Raw genomic sequence first — 20,788 nt, 5'->3', positions numbered from 1 at the left:
CTCTGCTCCTTCAGCCTCGGTCATCGCTCTGCTCGTTCGCATGGGGTATGCCGTGTGTCACCGGCCGTCTGGCCGCTCGGTGCACGCTCGTCCTGCCGCGCGTCCTCCCGGGCGTCCCGGCTCTCAAGCCCGTCCAGGTGGTGCTCGAGCGCGTCCAGCCGGTCCGCCCACAGCTCGCGGAACGGCGCCAGCCACGCCTCGACCTCGGCCAGCGCGGCCGGGTCGACGGAGTAGTGACGGCGTGGTCCGTCGACCCGCACCCGGACCAGGGCCGCCCGGTCCAGCACCTTCAGGTGCTTGGAGACGCTGGGCTGGGACACCCCGAGCAGGTCCACGAGCTCGCCGACCGGCCGCTCTCCGGAGCGCAACAGGTCGAGGATGCGCCGCCGCGTTCCGTCGGCGATCACCTCGAAGACGTCCTGGGACATACCCTCATATTCCTCTAGGTGCATATGAATGTCAAGGAATATTCCGGCTGCGCTTGAACGCCCACCACACCTGCCGGCCGCAATACCACGCGCTCGAAGAAGCCCGGCTGGGGCCGCCGGAAGCAACACCACGCGCTCGGTGGGCACGGAGGACACCGCCGCGGCCACGGATGGGCGAGCGGCGGCGGTTACGCTGGTCGGGTGACTGAGACAGCCCCCGGTGCCGCCCTCCTGGAGACCCACGCGGAGGTGCTCGAGGCCGCGACGCAGGCCCTGGCCACCCGCGACTACTACAGCCGTTACCCCGAGTCGCCGAGCCCACGGGTCTACGGCGAGACCGCGGCCCAGGACGGACTGGCAGCCTTCGAGAAGGCTCGCAACACGACATACTCCCCGCTGGGGGACCAGCCGACCACCGGGGAGGAGGTCGGCAGCGAGGTCTCGCCCTACGGGCCGGCGCTGGGCGTGCGGTATCCCGAGCTGGACGTCGAGGCCGGCGTGGAGGCCGCCGAGGCGGCGATCCCGGCGTGGCGCGACGCCGGTGCCCGCACCCGCGCGGCCGTGTGCGTCGAGATCATCGAGCAGATCAACAAGCGCAGCCACGAGATGGCCAACGCCGTCATGCACACCTCCGGCCAGCCGTTCGTGATGTCCTTCCAGGCCGGCGGGCCGCACGCCCAGGACCGGGCGCTGGAGGCCGTCGCCGCCGCGCTCGTCGAGCAGGAGCGGGTCCCCGCGTCGGTGACCTGGGAGAAGCCGACCAAGGGCGACCCGATCCGGATGCAGAAGGACTACCGCGTCGTGCCGCGCGGCCTGGCCCTGGTCATCGGATGCAACACCTTCCCGACCTGGAACGCCTACCCCGGCCTGTTCGCGTCGCTGGCGACCGGAAACCCGGTCATCGTCAAGCCCCACCCGCAGGCGGTGCTGCCCCTGGCGATCACCGTGTCCATCGCCCGTGACGTGCTGGCCGAGGCCGGCTTCGACAGGGCGCTCGTGCAGCTCGCCGCGGAGGGCGCACCGGTCGAGGGGCGGGACGGGCTGGCCAAGACCCTCGCGCTGCACCCGGCGGTGCGGATCATCGACTACACCGGCGGGCCCGGCTTCGGCGGCTGGCTGGAGCGCGAGGCGGGGGCTGCCGGCAAGCTGGTCTACACCGAGAAGGCCGGCCTCAACACGGTCGTCGTCGACTCGACCGACAACCTCAAGGGTGTCCTGGGCAACCTGGCCTTCTCGTTCTCCCTCTACTCCGGCCAGATGTGCACCGCCCCGCAGAACGTGTACGTCCCCGCTGACGGCATCAGCACCGACGAGGGTGAGCTGACCTACGAGCAGTTCGCGGAGAGGCTGGCCGCGGCGATCACTGCGTTCAACGCCGACGACGCCCGGGCCGTGGAGATCCTTGGCGCGACGGTCAACCCGGACGTGCGCGAGCGCGCCACCGACGTGCCTGCCCTTGCTGAGCGGCTCGGGGGCGAGGTGCTGCTGGACTCACGCCCGGTCACCCACCCGACCTACCCCGACGCCGTGGTGCGCGTCCCCGCCCTGATCGGGGTCGACGCCGCCAACGCCCCGGCATACTCCCAGGAGTGCTTCGGGCCGGTCGCCTTCCTGATCCGCACCCCCGGCACGGAGGTCTCGCTCGACCTGCTGTGCAAGACGGTCCGCGAGCACGGGGCGATGACCGCCTCGGTCTACTCGACCGACGAGCAGGTGCTGGAGGACGCGCGCGAGACGGCCGCGGACGCCGGCGTGGCGCTCTCGGAGAACCTGACCGGTCAGATCTTCGTCAACCAGACCGCCGCGTTCAGCGACTTCCACGGCACCGGTGCCAACCCGGCGGCCAACGCCGCCTACACCGACGCCGCCTTCGTGGCCAACCGGTTCCGGATCATCACCAGCCGGCGCCATGTCTGAGGCCGGGGCGTCTGAGGGCGGTGCGCCTGGGAGAGGGGCGCCCGTGGTCGGGGCGCCTGGGGGAGGGGCCCCTGGGGGAGAGGCGCCTGAGGGCGGGACGGCGAGGGCCGCCAGACAGCTCGCCGAGCGCAAGCGGGCCCGGCCCACCGATGACTGGCGGGCACGCAACCGCGACTCGGCCCTCACCTACTGGGCGCGCGACGCCGGCGTGACCCGGACCATCTTCCGGGTCGCGGCCATCACCGAGGCGTTCACCTGGCTCGGCCTGCTGGTCGGCATGTACTTCAAGCACGTCGCCGAGACCACCGAGGTGGGCGTGCAGGTCTTCGGGCCGCTGCACGGTGCGATGTTCATCGTCTACTGCGTCGTCGTGCTGACGACCCGGAGCGTCTTCGGCTGGAGCCCGAAGGTCACGCTGCTCGGCCTGGCTGCGGCGGTCCCGCCGTTCGCGACCGTCGTCTTCGAGCGATGGGCACTGCGCACCGGGCTGCTCGATGATCCCGGGTCGAGGCCCGTCCGCCAGTAGGTCTCCGGCTGCGGCGTCTCCAGGAGCCCGGCAAGAGGGCGCTTCCGGGGGGTGCCCGACCCGGATGCAGGACGCGGGGCCCTCGCTTAGCGTGAGGAGACCCCCAATATTCGGCTGCGGCACGTGTCCCGGCAAGTGGGCCAGGGTCGTGGCCGGGTTAGCGAGCAACCATGGCCAGCAATCGCGGTATCGCCTACCTCGAGCCGGGCAAGACCGAGGTCCAGGACATCCCCTACCCCGAGTTCGAGCTCAAGGACGGACCGGGAGTCCACCCCGACAACATAGGCCGCCAGGTGCGTCACGGCGCCATCCTCAAGGTCGTCACCACCAACATCTGCGGCTCTGACCAGCACATGGTCCGTGGCCGCACGACCGCACCCCCGGACCTCATCCTGGGTCACGAGATCACCGGTGAGGTGATCGAGACCGGCCCCGACGTCGAGTTCATCAAGCAGGGCGACCTCTGTTCGGTCCCCTTCAACATCGCGTGCGGTCGGTGCCGCAACTGCAAGGAGCGCGCCACAGGCATCTGCCTCAACGTCAACCCGGACCGCCCGGGCAGCGCCTACGGCTACGTCGACATGGGCGGCTGGGTCGGCGGCCAGGCGGAGTACGTCCTGGTACCCTACGCCGACTGGAACCTGCTGAGGTTCCCCGACCGCGACCAGGCGATGGCCAAGATCATGGACCTGACCATGCTCTCGGACATCTTCCCCACAGGCTTCCACGGGGCGGTGTCGGCCGGCACCCAGGTGGGGTCGACCGTGTATGTCGCCGGGGCGGGGCCGGTGGGCCTGGCCGCCGCGGTCTCGGCCCAGCTGCTCGGTGCCGCGGCCGTTGTCGTCGGCGACCTCAACGAGGAGCGGTTGGCCCAGGCCCGCAGCTTCGGCTGCGAGACCGTCGACGTGTCCAAGGCACCGGTGCCGGACCAGCTGGAGCAGATCCTCGGGGTGCCGGAGGTCGACTGCGGCGTGGACGCCGTGGGCTTCGAGGCCCGGGGCCACGGGGAGCACGCCGACACCGAGCAGCCCGCGGCGGTCCTGAACTCCCTCATGGACATCACCCGCGCCGGTGGCGGCCTGGGCATCCCGGGCCTCTATGTCACCGGCGATCCCGGCGGCGTGGACGAGGCCGCCCAGGAGGGGTCGCTGTCCGTGCGGCTGGGGCTCGGGTGGGCCAAGTCCCACTACTTCGTGACCGGACAGTGCCCGGTGATGAAGTACCACCGCGGCCTGATGATGGCGATCCTGCACGACCGGGTCGACATCGCCAAGGCCGTCAACGCGACGAAGGTGTCCCTGGACGAGGCCCCGCAGGCCTACCAGGACTTCGACTCCGGCGTCGCCAAGAAGTACGTCATCGACCCGCACGGCATGGTCGGCTGACGTCATCACCGGTCGACCCGGCCGGTTCGTGGGGAGGTCGGCTCAACCTGTCTGGCCGACCTCCCCGCCCGGGGTCGCCCCGCGCCGCCTCCCGGCCGCGCTCCGTGCGCCCGCCCGCGCGGCTCTTTGTGCATGCCCGGCGTCGCCCCGCCCGCTCGCCCCCGCGCGCTCGCCCGGCGTCCTCCCGCGCGCCCGCCCAGCCTCGCCTCGCGCGTCGTGCATAGGGTGAGGGGGTGAGCACGGACGGGTCGGGCCTGGGGCTGCGGGAGGTCGGCCCGGGCGTCCTGGAGCTCACCTGGCCCGAGGGGGCCGTCCTGTCCACCGCGGAGGTCGTCCCGGTCCTGGATCGCGCCTTTGCCGACGGGGCGCGCCGCGTGGAGGCGGAGGTGCCGGTCGGTGACCGGGAGACCCGGGTGGCGCTCCAGCGCGCCGGTCTCCGTCCGGAGGGCCGCGCGAGAGGACGCAGTATGTCGTCCGCCGGGCTGCCCGTCGACGTCACCCGGCTGGCCCGGCTGGCGCAGGACCCGGAGCCGGGCACGCGGGAGTCCTTCCTGGCCATGCTGAACGCGACGCTGCCCCGCACGCGGGTGATCGCGCAGGGTCTGATCCGGGACGACCGGGACCGGGTGCTGCTGTGCGAGCTCACCTACAAGTCCGACTGGGACCTGCCCGGCGGGGTCGTCGACCCGCACGAGGCCCCCTGGGTCGCGCTGCGGCGGGAGGTCCGCGAGGAGCTCGGCGTAGACCTGCCCCCGGGGCCGCTCCTGGCGGTCAACTGGATGCCGCCCTACCGTCAGTGGGACGACGCCGTGCACTTCGTCTTCGACCTCGGCACGGTGCCTGACCTGGCCGAACGAGCGGTGCTGGACCCCCGGGAACTGGCCGCGGTGCACTGGGTCGAGCCCGCGGAGTTCGCCGAGCGGATGGCACCCTACGCGGTGCGCCATCTCACCGCGATCCTCGCTGCGGACCGCGCGTGCGGGCCGCTGGTGCTGGAGGACGGCACTGTTCCGGAGGCCGATGTCACCTAGCATGACATCTTGTGCCCCGCCACCGCAGTGAAGAACAGACATCCCTCAAGCGCCCGCTAGCCATCCTGCTCGCGCTCGCCGTCGCCGTGCTCGCCGTCTTCGGGGTCGTCCAGGCCCTCGGGGGGGACGACACCGGCACGGAGGAGCCGGGCGTCGCGGGCGAAGACAGTGCCACGGACGGTGAGCCGGACTCCGACACCCCACCCGACACCGACGCGGCGACCGCCACCGCGCCACCAGCTGCCGTCGAGTGCGAGGACACCCAGGAGATCACCGTCCTGGCCGCGCCGGACATCGCGCCCGTGGTGACCGAGGTCGCGGAGACCGCCGACCCGTGCACGACATACTCCGTCGTCGCGCAGGCCCCGCTGGAGGTCGTGACGGCCTTCGCGGGCGGCCAGGCACCCGAGGCGCAGGTGTGGATCCCCAGCTCGCCGGCGTTCGCCGCCGCGCTCTCCGAGGCCGGGGCCAGTGTGGAGACGGGGCCGGTCGTGGCCACGTCACCGGTCGTGCTGGCCGCCGAGCACGGCTTCTTCGCCGAGACCACCGAGGGCATGGCCGAGGAGCCCACCTGGGCAGACCTGGTCACCGTCGGTGTGCCGCTGGTCGTGGGCAACCCCGAGACGGACCCGGCGACGACGGCGACCCTGCTGGCGGCGCAGTCCGGGCTGGGCGACTCCGACGCGGCCCGCGCGCTGACCGAGAGCCTGATGGTGACCCTTGCGCAGAACGCCACCGCCGACCCGCTCGGCGCGGTGGCCTCGGGCCTGCCGGTCTTCGTTCCGACCACTGCGGGGCAGGTCGCCGCCTCCGTCGGCACCGACACCGAGCTGTCCGGCCTGACTCCCCGCGGCGGTGCCGGGTCGCTCTCCTTCCCGTATGTCGTGCTGCCGGGTGCCGCGGACACCCCCGGTGTCGCGGAGCTCCAGGAGGCACTGCTGGCCCCGGAGGCCGCGGCCGCGTTCGAGGCGGGCGGCTTCTCGGTCGGAGACGCTGACGCGACCCCGGTCGACCAGGAGGCTGTGGCCGCGCTCAACGAACAGTGGGGCGCGCTGAACCCGCCCTCGCGCCTGCTGGCCGTCATCGACGTCTCCGGCTCGATGGACGAGGTCGCGGGGGAGCTGTCCCGCATCCAGATCACCAGTCAGGCCGCCGAGCGCGGGCTGGGCCTGTTCCCGGACGAGAGCGCCGTGGGCCTGTGGGCGTTCTCCACCAACCGCGGCCCCGACGGCGAGGACTGGGAGCAGCTGATCCCCGTGCGGGTGCTCTCCCAGGACGTCGAGGGCCAGACCCAGCGCGCGGTGCTGGAGGAGGCTGTCGCCGGGCTGGACGAGGACTTCACCACGGGTGACACCGGGCTGCACGACACGATCCTCGCGGCCTACCTGCACATGCAGGAGGAGTGGGAGGAGGGCTTCGTCAGCTCCATCGTGCTGCTCACCGACGGCGTGAACGACGACTCGACCGGTGGGCTCAGCGAGGAGCAGCTGATCGCCGAGCTCGAGGAGGTGGCCGACCCCGAGCGGGAGGTGCGCCTGATCCTGATCGGTATGGGCCCGGACGTCGACTCCGCCGCACTGGACCGCGTCGCACGGGCGGCCGGTGGCCAGTCGTTCGTCGCGGAGGACCCGCGCGACATCGGGCAGGTGTTTATCCAGGCGATCGCCGCGCGCCACGGCTGAGCGGGCCCGCCTCAGCCCGCGGGTCGGCACGGCTGAGCAGACCCGCCTCGGCTCGCGGGCCGGCACGGCTGAGGGTCCGCCTCAGCCCGCGGGCCGGCTGAGCCCTGCGGCCTCCCCTCCTAGCACGAAGCCCGACCAGCACCCGCTGGTCGGGCTCCGTCCTTGCTGGTGGAGACCCCGGACAGGTCTCGGTGTCGTGCAGTTCGTGCTCCGGGACGTGGTGGGGTCGGTGCCGCCCGGTCAGACCCCGCGGTCGTCGCGACGCTCGATCACGTCCGGTCCGCCACGGCGCTCCTCGATCACGGTGTGGCTGCTGTTGGAGCGCTGTGCGTTCTGGATCAGACCCATGATGAGCGCCAGCGCGCCGCCGGCCATCAGGATCCAGCCCACCACCTGCAGGTCGGTGTTGACAAGGCTCTCGTCGAGGTCGGTGAACGAGATGATGGCTCCGACGACCAGCAGCGTGATGCCGATTCCGATGCCCATGGAGTCTCCTTTGCTCGTGCACGCCCTGCGGCGCGCTCCCTCCAGCATGACCCGAGGGCGGGACCGTCGCCGGTCGAATCGGTAACCCCTCCCGGCGATCACAGCCGCGTCACGGAGGCCGCTCACCCGCAGAGCCTGTCACGTGCGGGGATTCTGCCCGCTCGTGCGGTCGACCGCGTCACGATAACGGCGCTCCGTGACATCCGGTCCGCGTCGCTCCACCACCGGACCGGGGTGGTCCCGGTAGTCCAGGCCGCCGCGCACGACGGGCGGCGCGCTGTCTCCGTCGACGGACGGACCGGACGTGGGCCGTTGACGCAGCCGGTCGACGACGAGCCAGAGCGTGCCGAGGGCACCGGCCAGGACCAGGGCCACCGTCCCCGCGAGGAACAGCTCGAGCCACAGGCTCACGCCACGGGCAGCTGCTCGCCGAGGAAATCCACCGTGACGTCCCAGGCGGCCAGGGATGCCTGCGGGTGGGAGAACATAGGGTGCGGGTTGTCGAAGGCGTGCCCCGCGCCGTCGTAGAGCTCGAACCGCACCAGGTTGTCGCCGCGTGTCACCCACGTGCGGATGTCCTCGACCGCATCACGTGGGATGTAGGCATCGGCGGTGCCGAAGTGGTGCAGGCTCGCCACCTCCACCTCGACCTCGGCATCGACCAATTGGGGCAGGGCGGAGCCGTAGTAGGAGACCAGCGCCTCCGGAGGGTTCGACGCCTGGGCGGCGACGGCATACGCGAGTCCGCCGCCGAAGCAGAAACCGACGAAGCCCACGCTGCTCACGTGCGGCAGCGAGGCAACGTGCGCTGCGGCAGAGACACCGTCGCGCACGGCGGTCTCCCAGTCCAGCTGCCCCGCAAGGGCCAGGCCCTGCTCCAGCACGTCCTCCGCCCCCTCGTCGACCGTCCGCTGGGGCAGTCGCCAGTAGAACTCCGGTGCCAGCACGGCATACCCCAGCTCGGCGAGGTCATCGCAGCGGCTGCGGACATAGCTGCTCACGCCGAAGATCTCCTGGAAGACCAGGATGGCTGGCCGGTCGCGGCCGTCCACGGAGTCCGGGAACCACAGGTGGGCGGGCATCGCCCCGTCAGCGGTCGGGATCGAGACCTCGCTCGACTCGGCCAATGCGATCAGTCCCTGCCGTCAGGCAGCACGGCGTTGAGGATCATCGAGACGACGGTGATCACGAGAGCGCCCCACACGGCGTCCCACCAGAAGTCCGTCACGTCGAAGCCCAGGTTGACCCAGCCGGAGACCACCCCGGTCAACCACAGCATGAACGCGTTCAGGATGAACGTGAACAGACCCAGGGTGAGCAGGAGGACCGGCAGGGACAGGACGAACAGGATCGGCTTGATGATGGCGTTGAGCACGCCGAAGATCAGGCCGACCGCCAGGATCGTGATGACCTTCGTGGTCGTGCTGCTGGTCTCTTCGAACACGATTCCGTCGAAGAGCAGCGAGGCGATCCAGACGGCGAGACCGTTGACGATTACCTTGATGAGGAAACTCATGGGCCCATCGTTGCACTAGGTGGCCGCCGGCGGGCACCTTTGCGGCGTCGAGTCTGGTGACATGGGCGACAGCGTTACCCTCGGTCGCATGAACGATGGTGTCCGCCTCCGCAAGACCCTCGAGGGTGTCCCCGCCTACAAGCCGGGCAAGCCGGCCGCGCCGGTCGAGGGTCTGACGGCATACAAGATCTCCTCGAACGAGAACCCGTACCCGCCGCTGCCCTCCGTCCTCGACGTGGTGACCGAGGCCGCGGGCCGCATGAACCGCTACCCGGACATGGCCGTCGCCGCGCTCACCGAGTCGCTGGCCGAGCGCTGGGCGGTGCCGGCGACGCACATCGCGACCGGGACCGGCAGCGTGGGGGTGCTCACCCAGTTGGTCAACATCACCTGCGAGCCGGGTGACGAGGTCGTCTACGCCTGGCGGTCGTTCGAGGCCTACCCGATCGTGGTCGCCCTCGCGGGGGCCGAGTCGGTGCAGGTGCCGGTGACCGAAACCGCCGAGCACGACCTGCCCGCGATGGCCGCAGCCGTCACCGACCGCACCCGACTGGTGCTGGTCTGCACGCCGAACAACCCGACCGGGCCGCACGTCACCGACGCGGCGCTGCGGGAGTTCCTCGCCGCGGTGCCCCGGGACGTGCTGGTCGTCATCGATGAGGCCTACCTGGAGTTCAACACGGCCGACGACGCCCCGGACGCGCTCGCGCTCTACCGTGAGTTCCCCAACGTCGCGGTGCTGCGCACCTTCTCGAAGGCCTACGGCCTGGCCGGGCTGCGCGTGGGGTATGCCATCGCCCAGGAGGACGTCGCGACGGCACTGCGCAAGGCGGCGACGCCGTTCGGTGTCTCCGACCTGGCCGAGCGGGCTGCGATCGCCAGCCTGGCGGCCTATGACGAGCTTGAGGTGCGGGTCAAGGCGCTGGTCGGAGAGCGGGAGCGGGTGCTCGAGGGGCTACGGGAGCAGGGCTGGCCGGTGCCGGACACGGAGGCCAACTTCGTGTGGATGCCGCTCGGCGAGGACACCCTCGACTTCGCGGCCGCGTGCCAGAAGCGGGGCCTCACGGTCCGGCCGTTCCCCGGCGAGGGCGCGCGCTGCACGATCGGTGAGACCGAGGCCAACGACCGGCTGCTCGAGGTGGCCGCCGCGTTCCGCAACCGCTGACCTGCGCCGGCCTCCTGACTGATGCGGTCCGACTCCTGCCCGATGGGGGAGGCCGACCCCCTGACTGATGGGGGAGTATGCCGTGGGCTGGGGGCCGCACGCGCGGCCCGGCATCCCGTTGCCCCGTCAGCCGAACAGCGCGTCGTAGAGGCGCTCGTAACCCTGCGACCGGCCGGCGTAGTAGGCCACCCGGGTCTGAGTGGGGCTCAACGTCGGCCCGCGGTCCGGGTCCGCGCGCTGCACGCCGGGCGCCAGCGTCTCCAGCGCGAGCAGCGCGGTGCCGTGCAGTGTGGAGCGCTTGATGGTGACCGGGGTGACGGGGGTGCCCATGGCGTCGGCCATGACCTGGAGCAGCTCTGGGCGGTCTGTGGTGACCCGGCCGCCGCAGTAGAGCTTATTGGGCTCGGGCGCCACCTCCCGCAGTTGGGCCGCGATCCGGGCGTAGGACAACGCGATGCCCTCGACGACGCCGCGATACAGCTCGAGCGGCGACGAGCCGGCCCCCACGCCGGTGAAGGCTGCGCGGGCGTCCGCGGCCCACCCGGTGCTGCGCTCGCCGGTGAAGAACGGCAGCACGAGTGGGGTCGCGTCGTGCGGCTCCGCCGTCAGGGCACGGGAGAGCGCGTCGCCGGTGTCGGCCGCGTCGCCCGTGTCGGCAGCCCCGCCCGTGCCGGCAGTGTCGCCCGTGTCGCCCGTGTCGGCAGCGTCGCCCGTGTCGCCCGTGTCGGCAGCGTCGCCGGCGGACCGTAGGGTCGCGTCCGCCCAGGTGAGGGCGCGGCCGACGTCGTTGAGCGCGCCACCGAGCAGCGCCCGGTCGTGCGAGACCCGGTAGCACCACAGGCCCGGCGGCAGCGCATCAGGCATCTGCCGGATCACCACGCGCAGGGCTCCCGAGGTCGCGCACGAGGCACCGATCGTCGTCTCGTCGTGGGCACCGAGGCCGACGTTGGCGGCGAAGCCGTCGGCGACCGTGGCGAACCACCTGGCGTCCGCGAGCGCCGGCCACCGTCGTGCCAGCGCGGCGGCGCGGTCCGGCCCGATCTCCAGGGGCTGGTCCAGGTGGTGGATCGGCGGGAGCTGGTCCAACCGGATGCCGGCCACCGCGACGTCCTGCGGTGACCAGTCGGCGGTGCGCCGGTCGACGAGTCCGGTCCACGAAGCCGTCGAGGTGCCGGTGGCCAGCACTCCGGTCAGGGCGCGCAGGACGTAGTCGCCCAGCGACAGGTAGTGCGCGGTGCGGGCCACGACACCGGGCTGGTCCTCGGCGAGCCAGCGCAGCCGCGCGGGCCAGTAGCTGGAGTGGATCCGCGCCCCGGTGCGCTGCTGGATCTCTGCCTCGGAGAGCTCCGCCCGGAGGCTCTCGACCTGGCGACTGCACCGCCCGTCCGCGTAGGTGAAGCACGGCGTGAGCGGGTGGCCCTCGACGTCGACGGCGACCAGTGAGGAGGCGAAGGTGTCCAGACCGACGCCAGCGATCTGCTCGCCCGCAAGGCGCTCGGTGAGCACGTCGATGATGGAAGTGAGCTCCGCGACGACCTGATCAGGGTCGATCACGGAGGTGCCGTCCGGCGCCACCGTGAGGCCGTGCGCGACCTTCGCGCGCTTGCCGACGGGTCGGCCGTGGGCGTCGTAGACCATGCCCCGACACGCGGTGGACCCGACGTCCAGGGCCAGCACCAGCGGCGGGACCGCGTCCTGCCAGTCGATCTCGAATTCGGAGGCCATGCCCCACCATAGGGCGGATCACGCACGGTGCCGGGAGACCTGGCGCACGGCATACGTCCCGGGAAGGACGATCCCGTGGGACGGGTCCTCCCCGCGGTCCCCGGGCTTCATCCTTCGGGAGGTATCCACGGGCGGGGCCAGAAGTTAACGTCACCGCCATGATCCCGAGAACCTGGCGATCCGGCGCTGCACTCCTGCTCGCAGCGACCTTGCTCACGGCCTGCACGGGCGAGGTCCCGGCCGTCACCGATCCGACGGCCCCGCCCGCACCGGTGGACGGCGCCGCGAGCGCGCCCGCCGCCGGTGAGGGCGCTGCAGGTGAGGGCGCTGCCGGTCAGGGCGCCGACGGCGAGGCGGGAGGGCCGCTCGGCGACCCGGTCGCGGCCGAGGGATCCGACGGCGAGGTCGAGCCGTACATCGTCAAGGGCCGGGTCCTCGACAGCCAGGGCAGACCGGTGCCGGGGGTCTCGGTGCTGGCGAACAACACAATGCTCTACGGCAGCACCGCGGAGGCGGTGACCGACGCCGACGGCAGCTACCGCATCGACCTGTCGCTGCTGGAGACGACCTGGCGGATGTGGGGCACCCACGAGGTTGCCTTCGACGGCCAGCGGTACTCGTTCCAGCTGGACGTGGACGAGACCCCCTTCGCCAGCCACGATGGTGCGGTCCGGGACTTCGTCTGGCGGATCGGGGGTCCCATGGAGTCCCACCCGGACCTGTTCCACGGAGGCGCTGGTCACGTCTACCAGGACTACGGCTCCGGTGGGCTGGAGGACATCACGCTGGTGACGCTGCACTTCACGCCGTCCGGACCGCTCGCCGACGGGACGGCCGGGGAGCCGCTCGACGTGCCGGTGGACGGGCTGGGAGCGTTCGGCGGGATCCCGCTCGGCCGCTACACGATCACCGCGACTTACGGTCCGCCCGGCGCCGAGCACAACCTGCTGATCCAGGACGCCGCCTCGGACGACGAGGCGTCGTATGCCGAGTCTGTCGAGTCCGGTTTCGAGCCCGACCTGTGGGGAGGCACGCTCGCCGTGCGGGTGCGGCTGCCATAGGCGCCGAGCCGGCGCGTGGGGCGAGCCGGCCCAGAGGCGCCCCTACGGGCCGATGCCGAGGGCCGCTGAGGCTAGGGGTCCATGCCCGGCCCCCTATGGGCCCATGCCCAGGCCCCCGCGTTCCGTGCACGGGCCCTCCTGCGGTCCCGCGCGTCATACAGCACCCCACGCTGCGGTAGCGTGGCCCTGACCCCGCACACGGGCGCCGACGCTCGCGCGCCGGCCCTATGAAGGAGCAAGAACCAGTGAGCGACGACGTCGTCGCGCCGGTGGAAACCGCCGCGCCCGCGACCCACGAACCCCCCGCGAGAGACATCACCGACGGTGGACCTGAGATGGTCCAGTTCCTCGACGCCGAGGGGCGCCGGATCCCGCAGACCGAGGTCAACGGCCCGTACGCCGATTACCTCCAGGACGTCGACGGCGAGATGCTGCGCAGCCTCTACCGTGACCTTGTGCTGGTGCGCCGGGTCGACTCCGAGGGTCACGCGCTGCAGCGGCAGGGCGAGCTCGGTCTGTGGCCCTCGCTGCTGGGTCAGGAGGCGGCCCAGGTGGGTGCCGGGCGGGCGATGCGCACCCAGGACTACGCGTTCCCGGGCTACCGCGAGCACGGCGTCGCCTGGTGCAAGGGTGTCGACCCGGTCAACCTGCTGGGCATGTTCCGCGGGGTCAACCACGGGGGCTGGGACTCCAACGAGAACAACTTCCACCTCTACACGATCGTCATCGGCAACCAGATGCTGCACGCCACCGGTTATGCCATGGGAGTGCAGAAGGACGGGTTGGTCGGCACCGGCGATGCCGACCGGGACACCGCGGTCATGGCGTTCACCGGTGACGGGGGCACGGCCCAGGGTGACTACAACGAGGCGCTGGTCTTCGCCTCCGTCGCGCACTCCCCGGTCGTCTTCTTCGTCCAGAACAACCACTGGGCGATCTCCGAGCCGAACGACCGGCAGTTCATCATCCCGCCCTACCAGCGGGCTCGCGGCTTCGGCATCCCCGGCGTCCGGGTCGACGGCAACGACGTGCTCGCCACCCTGGCCGTGACGCGCGCCGCGCTGGAACGGGCCCGCGGCGGGCAGGGACCGACGCTCATCGAGGCGTTCACCTACCGGATGGGCGCGCACACCACCTCCGACGACCCCACCAAGTACCGCATCGCGGCCGAGGTCGACATCTGGAAGAAGAAGGACCCGATCGACCGGTTGCGCAAGCACCTGGAGGCCGAGGGCCTGGTGGAGGACGGCTGGTTCGAGTCGATCGACGCCGAGGCGGACGAGCTAGCCCAGCGCATCCGCACCGCCTGCCAGCAGATGCCGAACCCACCCCACGAGGACATGTTCGAGAAGGTCTATGTCGACCCCCACCCGCTGATCGAGCGGGAACGGGCCGAGTTCGTGGCCTACCAGGCCAGCTTTGAGGAGGACTGATGAGCGACAGGACCCGCGAGGACACGAGCTTGCGAGGCCCGCAGCGGTCCGCGGAGCTGATCGAGGAGGAAAACTGATGAGCTCCGCACTGCAGAAGATGACGATCGCCAAGGCGCTCAACGCCGGCATGCGGGCCGCCATGGAGACCGACCCGAAGGTCGTCCTGCTGGGTGAGGACATCGGCAAGCTCGGCGGTGTCTTCCGGATCACCGAGGGCCTCCAGAAGGACTTCGGGGAGGACCGGGTCCTGGACACGCCGCTCGCGGAGTCGGGGATCATGGGCACCGCGGTGGGCCTGGCCCTGCGCGGCTACCGTCCGGTCGTCGAGATCCAGTTCGACGGCTTCGTGTACCCGGCATTCGACCAGATCATCAGCCAGGTCGCCAAGATGCACTACCGGTCGCTGGGCCACCTGCGCCTGCCGATGGTCATCCGCATCCCCTACGGCGGCGGGATCGGCGCCGTGGAGCACCACAGCGAGTCCAACGAGGCCTACTTCGCGCACACCGCTGGCCTGCGCGTGGTCACCTGCTCCAGCGCCGAGGACGCCTACTGGATGATCCAGCAGGCGATCGCCAGCGACGACCCGGTCGTCTTCTATGAGCCCAAGCGTCGCTACCACGAGCGCGGCGAGATCGAGCTGGGTGAGGACGCGCCCCACGGTCTCCACGACGCGGTGGTGCGCACCCCCGGCACCGACGTGACGCTGCTGGCCTACGGCCCCATGGTCAAGACCGCCATGATCGCTGCGCAGGCCGCCGACACCGAGGGACGCTCGATCGAGGTCGTCGACCTGCGCTCGCTGTCCCCGCTGGACGTCCCGACCATCCTGGAGTCGGCGAGGAAGACCGGCCGCGTGGTGGTCGCGCACGAGGCGCAGACCTTCCTCGGCATGGGCGCCGAGCTCGCGGCGCTCGTCCAGCACGAGGCGTTCTATCACCTCGAGGCCCCGGTCATCCGCGTCGGCGGCTACAACATCCCCTACCCGCCCAGCCGCCACGAAGAGGTCTTCCTGCCCGACCTGGACCGCATCCTGGACGCGGTGGACCGCTCGCTCGCCTACTGACCGCAAGGAGTATGCCGTGCCCCAGTTCAACCTGCCCGACCCCGGTGAGGGCCTGGTCGAGGCCGAGATCGTCACCTGGAAGGTCAAGGTCGGCGACGAGGTCAAGGTCAACGACATCGTCGTGGAGATCGAGACGGCCAAGTCGCTGGTCGAGCTGCCGATCCCGTGGGCCGGCACCGTGTCCGAGATCCTGGTCGAGGAGGGCACCACGGTCGAGGTGGGCTCACCGATCATCGTGATCGACACCGGCGACGGCGGAGGGAAGCCGACCACCGGCGCCGACGGCGCGCAGGCCGGCGCCAACGGCGAAGAGGCCGGCGCCAACGGCGAGGAGGCCGCTGCCGGTGGCGAGACGGCCGGCACGGCCGCTCCCGGCACCCAGGCAGCACCGGGTGAGAGCACTCCGGAGGCGCCCGGGCGCGAGGCCAACCTGGTCGGCTACGGGCCGTCCGCCGGCGCCACGCAACGCCGTGCCCGGAAGTCCGCGGCCAGTGGGGACGCAGCAGCCGGCGAGGCAGCCAGCGAGGAGGCTCCGGCCGAGCCCGAGCAGCCGAAGGGTCCGGCGCTGGCCAAGCCCCCGGTCCGCAAGTACGCCAAGGACAAGGGCGTCGACCTCAAGGCCGTCACCCCGACCCGTGAGGACGGCGTGATCACCCGCGCCGACGTCGACGCACACCTGGCTGGCGGGACGGCACCGGCTGCCGCGGTCGGCGCAGCCGCACCGCACACCGGGGCGGCGGCCGCCGCACCAGCGGCGGAGGCCCCGCAGACGCCCCGGACCGCAGACGACGCAGCCGGCACCTCGGCATACTCCCCGCCGGTGTTCGACCGCTCCGGCGAGCGGGAGACGCGCACCCCGGTCAAGGGCGTCCGCAAGATGACGGCACAGGCGATGACCGGCTCGGCGTTCACCGCGCCGCACGTCACAGAGTTCATCACCGTCGACGTCACCGCCACGATGGAGCTGGTCGAGCGCCTCAAGAGCGACCGCGAGTTCCGTGGCGTGAAGATCTCGCCGCTGCTCATCCTGGCCAAGGCGCTGTGCCTGGCGGTCAAGCGCAACCCCGGCATGGTCGCGGTGTGGGACGAGGACGCGCAGGAGATCGTCCAGAAGAACTACGTGAACCTCGGCATCGCCGCCGCGACCCCGCGTGGCCTGATCGTCCCGAACATCAAGGACGCGGACCTGATGGACCTGCGGCAGCTGGCCGACGCCATGGCCAACCTGATCGAGACCGCCCGGTCGGGCCGCACCCAGCCTGCCGAGATGTCCGGCGGGTCGATCACGATCACCAACGTCGGCGTCTTCGGCGTCGACACCGGCACCCCGATCATCAACCCGGGCGAGTCGGCGATCGTGGCCTTCGGCGCCGTGCGCCGACAGCCGTGGGTGGTCACCTCCGCCGACGGGACCGAGGAGATCGTGCCGCGCTGGATCACCCAGCTCGCGGTCTCCTTCGACCACCGGCTCATCGACGGCGAGCTCGGCTCGAGGTTCCTGGCCGACCTGGCCGCGCTGATGGAGGACCCGAGCCGCGCCCTGGTCTGGGGCTGATCCGTGGCCCGGTCCGACGGTGGGAGGTCGCTTCCCGCGCTGCGCAGTCGGAGCGAGGGCGACGGTGGTGGCTCGCCCCGTGCGCGGCGCCGCCTGAGGCTGCGCGACCGGCTCTTCACCGGACTGTGCGTGCTCGCTGCGTTGGCGGTGGTGCTGTTCGCTCTCTCCCGCGGCAACCCTCGGGCCGCTGCCATCGGCGGCGGGCTGTTCCTCGGGTACGCCGTGCTGCACGCAGTCGTGCGACGGCTTGAGCCGGCCGCCCGCCTGGTCACCGGACACGAGGCGGATGACGCGGAACGGCTGGTCCAGTTCCGCGCGACCCGCACGGCCGGGCAGGTCGCCCTCCTGGTCGCCGTCGTCGGCGTGGCGCTGACCCTCTTCGCGGACTGGGACACCGGGCTCTGGGTGGCCGGCACCGCCGTCGTCGTGGTGGCCTCGTTCGTCGGTGCGCTCTGGTGGTTCGGACGGAATTGACGGCCGCGCCATGACCGACGCACGCGACGACGTAGCCATGACCCACGCATGCGACGACATCGCCATGACCGACGGGGAGCACTGGCCGGGCCATGACTGACGGAGGAGACGGCATCGCCATGACACAGCCGAGGATCCAGGCCACGTCGGTCTCGATCAGCACGCCGGACCCGCGGGCGCTCGCCGCGTTCTATGCGCGCCTGCTGGGGGTGGAGGTCAGGGTCTCCGAGGGGCCACGCGAGGGCGAGCCCGCCACAGCCGGGTGGGCGCAGATCGGCCCGGCCGAGGGGCACCTGATGATGACCCTCAACTTCGAGTGGGACGAGCACTACGTGCCGCCGGTCTGGCCCAGCCGACCCCCCAGCCGGCTCGGCTGGCCGTCGGTGGGCGACGGCATCGGCGCAGCGCCGCTCTCATCAGATCCGGTCACCTCCATCCCCACCGCGCAGTCCGCGGTCACCGTGGGTGCGGCGCCACAGCAGGCCATGACCCACCTCGACCTCTGGGTGGACGACATCGAGGCCTCCGTGGCGTGGGCGCTCGAGTGCGGTGCCACCGAGCACCAGCACCAGCCGCAGGAGCACGTACGCGTGATGATCGATCCGCACGGCCACCCGTTCTGCCTCTTCGCCGGCTGACGGCACTCGCACCTCGACTGGTTGAGCCACTCGCAGCATCCACTGGCTGAGCCACGCGCACCATGCAGCGGCCGAGCCACTCGCACCGTGCACTGGCTGAGCCAGCGCACCACGCAGCGGCCGAGCCGCGCGCATCATGCACCGGCCGAGTCACTCGCGCTCGGCAGCACCTATTCGCTGGCGCCAGCCACCGCCCACCTGTCGGGCGGACGAAGGCCTATGGGACGGCGCCGAGCTGTGGGAGGAGGTCGGTGGAGGCTCGGAACCGATGGTTGCGTTGCCACCGGCCACCGGTGTGCTCGGGGTGCGCGAACTCGGGGATGCCGTCGCCTGGGTGCAGGCGCACGCTCCACCCCTGGTCGTGGACGGCGTGGTGGTGGAAGAAGCAGAGGAGGACGCCGTTGCCCAGGTCGGTACGTCCGCCCTTCGACCAGCTCCTCAGGTGATGCCCGTCGCACCACTGCGGGGGCCGGTCGCAGCCTGGAAATGCGCATCCGAGGTCCCGTTGGGCCAGGATCCGTCGCTGCTCCTTGGTGAAGAGCCGTTTGGCGGTCCCCTGGTCGAGCGGCACGGAGCGTCCGTTGAAGACCTGCGGGATGAGTTGCTGCGTGCAGGCCAGACGACGAATCTGCCCGCCGGACACTCGGAGGCCGTCGGTCAGGGTGCCGGCCACTTTCGCGGACTGGTTCGCGAGGTGCTCGTAGGCAAACGTGATGGCGAGCGACACCGGTGATCCACCGGCCTGAGCGAAGCCGTCCGTCGGGAAGTGCTCGATGAGACCGCAGAGGGCCCGGCCCAACTGGTTCGGGTAGGGCGTCATCTCCTCCGGTGTGGTGGGAGGCGGCGCATCCCCAGTCTGGCTGCCGGCACTCCGGTCCTGCTCGTTGTCGGCACCCCAGTCTTGCTCGTCGTTGGCACCACTGTCTTGCTCGTTGTCGGCACCACTGTCTTGCTCGTCGGCCAGGTGGTTGCGGCGTGGGGACACGACCGCATCGAGCAGCGCTCGGAGTTGGTGAGCCTGGAGGTCGGGGACGATCCCGTTGAAGCCGTGGGTGCCGTCCTTGCGGTCCCACATCGAGAAGCAGGTCTTCTCCCACGCGGACTTCTCCTGGCGTGAGGTCTCCTTGTCCTCCCCCTCGTCAGCCTCCGGGTCGGGACGGACGTCCTCGAGGGCGCGCTTGCCACGGCGCCGAAGGTCGGTCAGGGACAACCGGCTCGCCGCGCCCAGCAGCTTCTGCTCGACCTCGCGACGCTCCTGATCGGTGAGGTACTTGGGGAGTGCGGCGACCGTCCGGCCGATGATCTTGGCCTGCTCCTGGCTGATGTCACCGGCTGCCAGGGCGTCCTGGGTCGCGGAGGCACCAGACTCCTCGAGTGCGCCAGCAGTCCTCACGAGGTCCTCTGAGCCGCGACGGTCTCCGCCGAAGTCGTTCGCCATCATCTGACCGGTGGACGTCGCGCCGGCACGTCGCGCGGTGCCGGCCTTCTCCATCACCTGCGCCGCCGCCATCTGATGGGCGGACAGGCGTGCCGTCAACCGGGCGATCCGTCGGGTGAGGTCGCGGACCTGGGGCTCCGGGACGTCCTGCCACTGGGCCGTGCCCACCCCGTCCAGCGACTCCTCGATCGCCGTCAACGCCTCCCCGATGGCGTGCCTCTGCGGCGCAGCGGACTCGGGTGGATCCGAGTGGGAGGAGGTCGTCCTGGCGCCGTCTTCGACTGCCCACTCCGGCGGTCGTCCGCTGGGCTGTGCCCAACTCTGGTTCGCCATCAGTTCCTCCTCCCACTCGGTTGCCCCCGACATTAGGAACAGCGCGCTCGGCCACCAACGAGGCGACACCAACCTGTGGATAGGTGTGGTGGCCGGCCGGAGGCTGTGGATGGCTGGCGCGCCTCAGCTCAGGCCGCGATGTGCAGAGAGCCGTGGCGGGACGGTGTGGCAGGACGGCGTACCAGGACTGGCTTGGCAGGAAGGAACTGCACGCGTGGCCGCGCCATCGGGGTGCCATCATCGTTGGCATGGCCACCCCGACCGTCACCCCGGTGAACCTGCGGCGAGGGCTGGCCTGCGGATGCTGAGCAACCCCGAGGACGTCGCCAACCGCTTTGCCGACGCCTGGAACCGTGGCGACGCGGATGCCATCGCCGCGCTCTTCACCGACGACGCCGACTTCGTCAACGTCGTCGGCTTCTGGTGGACCAGGCGCGAGCAAATCCGGCATAACCACGCCTACGGCTTCGCCCACATCTTCCCCGGCAGCACGATGAGCATCGAGCGGCTGCGGGTGCGGGACCTGGGGGACACGGCCGTGGTCCACGCCCGGTGGCGGATCGAGGGTCAGAGTATGCCGTCCGGCGGCGACGGTGGGGCGGGCGAGGCCGACGACGGTGCGCCGGGCTACGCCGACGACGGTGGGCCGGGCTACGCCGGGGACCGCCGGGGCATCTTCGTCTTCGTCACCCGGCGCCAGAAGGACGGCACCTTGCGGGCCGTCGCCGCGCAGAACACCGACATCGTGCCGGGTGCCCAGACCCTGGTCGCCGACGGGTCCGGTCCACGAACGGACGGGTCCGGCCTGCGGCCGGCGCGCTACGACGACCCGTAGCGGTCGGTGGCAACCGGGCCACAGCCGCAACCCAGCCGCAAGACCCTCAGCAGACCGACGGAACCAGGACAGACGGAATCCAGAACTGACGGAA

20 protein-coding genes are annotated in these 20,788 nt (G+C 71.3%); 13 read left to right on the top strand and 7 right to left on the bottom strand.

Features of this window, described 5'->3' with window-relative positions:
* Window positions 1-20: 20 nt before the first annotated feature.
* Entirely contained in the window at window positions 21-428 is a 408-nt protein-coding gene (locus MWU75_RS08230; protein ID WP_247089555.1) for a metalloregulator ArsR/SmtB family transcription factor, read from the bottom strand.
* 201 nt (window positions 429-629) lie between these two features.
* Here MWU75_RS08230 and paaN point away from each other — a divergent pair, with 201 nt between their 5' ends.
* The 5 genes from paaN to MWU75_RS08205 all read left to right on the top strand — a co-directional run bounded on the left by paaN (window position 630) and on the right by MWU75_RS08205 (window position 6,969).
* On the top strand, window positions 630-2,345 hold the full coding sequence (gene paaN / locus MWU75_RS08225; RefSeq protein ID WP_247089554.1) for a phenylacetic acid degradation protein PaaN: 1,716 nt from the start codon (window positions 630-632) through the stop codon (window positions 2,343-2,345).
* A 43-nt stretch (window positions 2,346-2,388) separates the two neighbouring features.
* Window positions 2,389-2,871: a DUF3817 domain-containing protein gene (locus MWU75_RS08220; RefSeq protein WP_247089553.1), complete on the top strand. Its 483-nt coding sequence runs from the start codon at window positions 2,389-2,391 to the stop codon at window positions 2,869-2,871.
* 170 nt (window positions 2,872-3,041) lie between these two features.
* A complete protein-coding gene (gene fdhA / locus MWU75_RS08215; RefSeq protein WP_247089552.1) occupies window positions 3,042-4,256 on the top strand; it encodes a formaldehyde dehydrogenase, glutathione-independent in 1,215 nt (404 codons plus the stop codon).
* A gap of 233 nt (window positions 4,257-4,489) precedes the next feature.
* Complete coding sequence (locus tag MWU75_RS20250) at window positions 4,490-5,287, top strand: NUDIX hydrolase (protein ID WP_247089551.1); 798 nt, start codon at window positions 4,490-4,492, stop codon at window positions 5,285-5,287.
* A gap of 11 nt (window positions 5,288-5,298) precedes the next feature.
* Window positions 5,299-6,969: a substrate-binding domain-containing protein gene (locus MWU75_RS08205; protein ID WP_247089550.1), complete on the top strand. Its 1,671-nt coding sequence runs from the start codon at window positions 5,299-5,301 to the stop codon at window positions 6,967-6,969.
* A 240-nt stretch (window positions 6,970-7,209) separates the two neighbouring features.
* Here MWU75_RS08205 and MWU75_RS08200 read toward each other — a convergent pair whose 3' ends face one another.
* From MWU75_RS08200 to MWU75_RS08185, 4 genes are all read right to left on the bottom strand, one after another.
* Window positions 7,210-7,455: a DUF6458 family protein gene (locus MWU75_RS08200; RefSeq protein ID WP_247089548.1), complete on the bottom strand. Its 246-nt coding sequence runs from the start codon at window positions 7,453-7,455 to the stop codon at window positions 7,210-7,212.
* A 138-nt stretch (window positions 7,456-7,593) separates the two neighbouring features.
* Window positions 7,594-7,866: a hypothetical protein gene (locus MWU75_RS08195; RefSeq protein ID WP_247089546.1), complete on the bottom strand. Its 273-nt coding sequence runs from the start codon at window positions 7,864-7,866 to the stop codon at window positions 7,594-7,596.
* Window positions 7,863-8,582: a dienelactone hydrolase family protein gene (locus MWU75_RS08190; protein WP_247089544.1), complete on the bottom strand. Its 720-nt coding sequence runs from the start codon at window positions 8,580-8,582 to the stop codon at window positions 7,863-7,865. Before MWU75_RS08190 ends, MWU75_RS08195 begins: the two co-directional genes overlap by 4 nt.
* Before the next feature lie 5 nt (window positions 8,583-8,587).
* Window positions 8,588-8,971: a phage holin family protein gene (locus tag MWU75_RS08185; protein WP_247089542.1), complete on the bottom strand. Its 384-nt coding sequence runs from the start codon at window positions 8,969-8,971 to the stop codon at window positions 8,588-8,590.
* An 88-nt stretch (window positions 8,972-9,059) separates the two neighbouring features.
* Between MWU75_RS08185 and hisC the strand changes: the two genes are divergently transcribed.
* Window positions 9,060-10,136: a histidinol-phosphate transaminase gene (hisC, locus tag MWU75_RS08180; protein WP_247089540.1), complete on the top strand. Its 1,077-nt coding sequence runs from the start codon at window positions 9,060-9,062 to the stop codon at window positions 10,134-10,136.
* A 126-nt stretch (window positions 10,137-10,262) separates the two neighbouring features.
* Here the strand turns inward: hisC and MWU75_RS08175 are convergent, their stop codons facing one another.
* Window positions 10,263-11,861, bottom strand: coding sequence for a gluconokinase (locus MWU75_RS08175; RefSeq protein ID WP_247089538.1), 1,599 nt, complete (start codon window positions 11,859-11,861; stop codon window positions 10,263-10,265).
* 158 nt (window positions 11,862-12,019) lie between these two features.
* On the opposite strand from MWU75_RS08175, the gene MWU75_RS08170 reads away from it, so the two are divergent.
* The 6 genes from MWU75_RS08170 to MWU75_RS08145 all read left to right on the top strand — a co-directional run bounded on the left by MWU75_RS08170 (window position 12,020) and on the right by MWU75_RS08145 (window position 18,088).
* Window positions 12,020-12,922: a carboxypeptidase-like regulatory domain-containing protein gene (locus MWU75_RS08170; RefSeq protein ID WP_247089536.1), complete on the top strand. Its 903-nt coding sequence runs from the start codon at window positions 12,020-12,022 to the stop codon at window positions 12,920-12,922.
* 245 nt (window positions 12,923-13,167) lie between these two features.
* Window positions 13,168-14,355 (top strand): pyruvate dehydrogenase (acetyl-transferring) E1 component subunit alpha, encoded by a 1,188-nt coding sequence (gene pdhA / locus MWU75_RS08165; protein WP_247089534.1) that lies wholly within the window; start codon window positions 13,168-13,170, stop codon window positions 14,353-14,355.
* 76 nt (window positions 14,356-14,431) lie between these two features.
* Complete coding sequence (locus tag MWU75_RS08160; protein ID WP_247089532.1) at window positions 14,432-15,421, top strand: alpha-ketoacid dehydrogenase subunit beta; 990 nt, start codon at window positions 14,432-14,434, stop codon at window positions 15,419-15,421.
* A 16-nt stretch (window positions 15,422-15,437) separates the two neighbouring features.
* Window positions 15,438-16,976 (top strand): dihydrolipoamide acetyltransferase family protein, encoded by a 1,539-nt coding sequence (locus tag MWU75_RS08155; RefSeq protein WP_247089530.1) that lies wholly within the window; start codon window positions 15,438-15,440, stop codon window positions 16,974-16,976.
* 3 nt (window positions 16,977-16,979) lie between these two features.
* Window positions 16,980-17,450 (top strand): hypothetical protein, encoded by a 471-nt coding sequence (locus tag MWU75_RS08150; protein ID WP_247089529.1) that lies wholly within the window; start codon window positions 16,980-16,982, stop codon window positions 17,448-17,450.
* A gap of 119 nt (window positions 17,451-17,569) precedes the next feature.
* The gene (locus tag MWU75_RS08145) at window positions 17,570-18,088 is read left to right on the top strand and encodes a VOC family protein (protein ID WP_247089527.1); all 519 of its coding nucleotides are present in this window, start codon (window positions 17,570-17,572) and stop codon (window positions 18,086-18,088) included.
* A 217-nt stretch (window positions 18,089-18,305) separates the two neighbouring features.
* Here the strand turns inward: MWU75_RS08145 and MWU75_RS08140 are convergent, their stop codons facing one another.
* A complete protein-coding gene (locus tag MWU75_RS08140) occupies window positions 18,306-19,859 on the bottom strand; it encodes an HNH endonuclease signature motif containing protein (RefSeq protein WP_247089525.1) in 1,554 nt (517 codons plus the stop codon).
* Window positions 19,860-20,160: 301 nt separating this feature from the next.
* Here MWU75_RS08140 and MWU75_RS08135 point away from each other — a divergent pair, with 301 nt between their 5' ends.
* Window positions 20,161-20,694 carry an SgcJ/EcaC family oxidoreductase gene (locus MWU75_RS08135; protein WP_247089523.1) on the top strand — a complete coding sequence of 178 codons (534 nt, stop codon included), beginning with the start codon at window positions 20,161-20,163 and terminating at the stop codon, window positions 20,692-20,694.
* Window positions 20,695-20,788 lie beyond the last annotated feature (94 nt).

Origin of the sequence: Ornithinimicrobium sp. F0845 (assembly GCF_023015765.1) — a bacterium.
Taxonomy (GTDB): Bacteria; Actinomycetota; Actinomycetes; order Actinomycetales; family Dermatophilaceae; genus Ornithinicoccus.
This window is presented reverse-complemented; position numbering and strand designations above follow the sequence as displayed.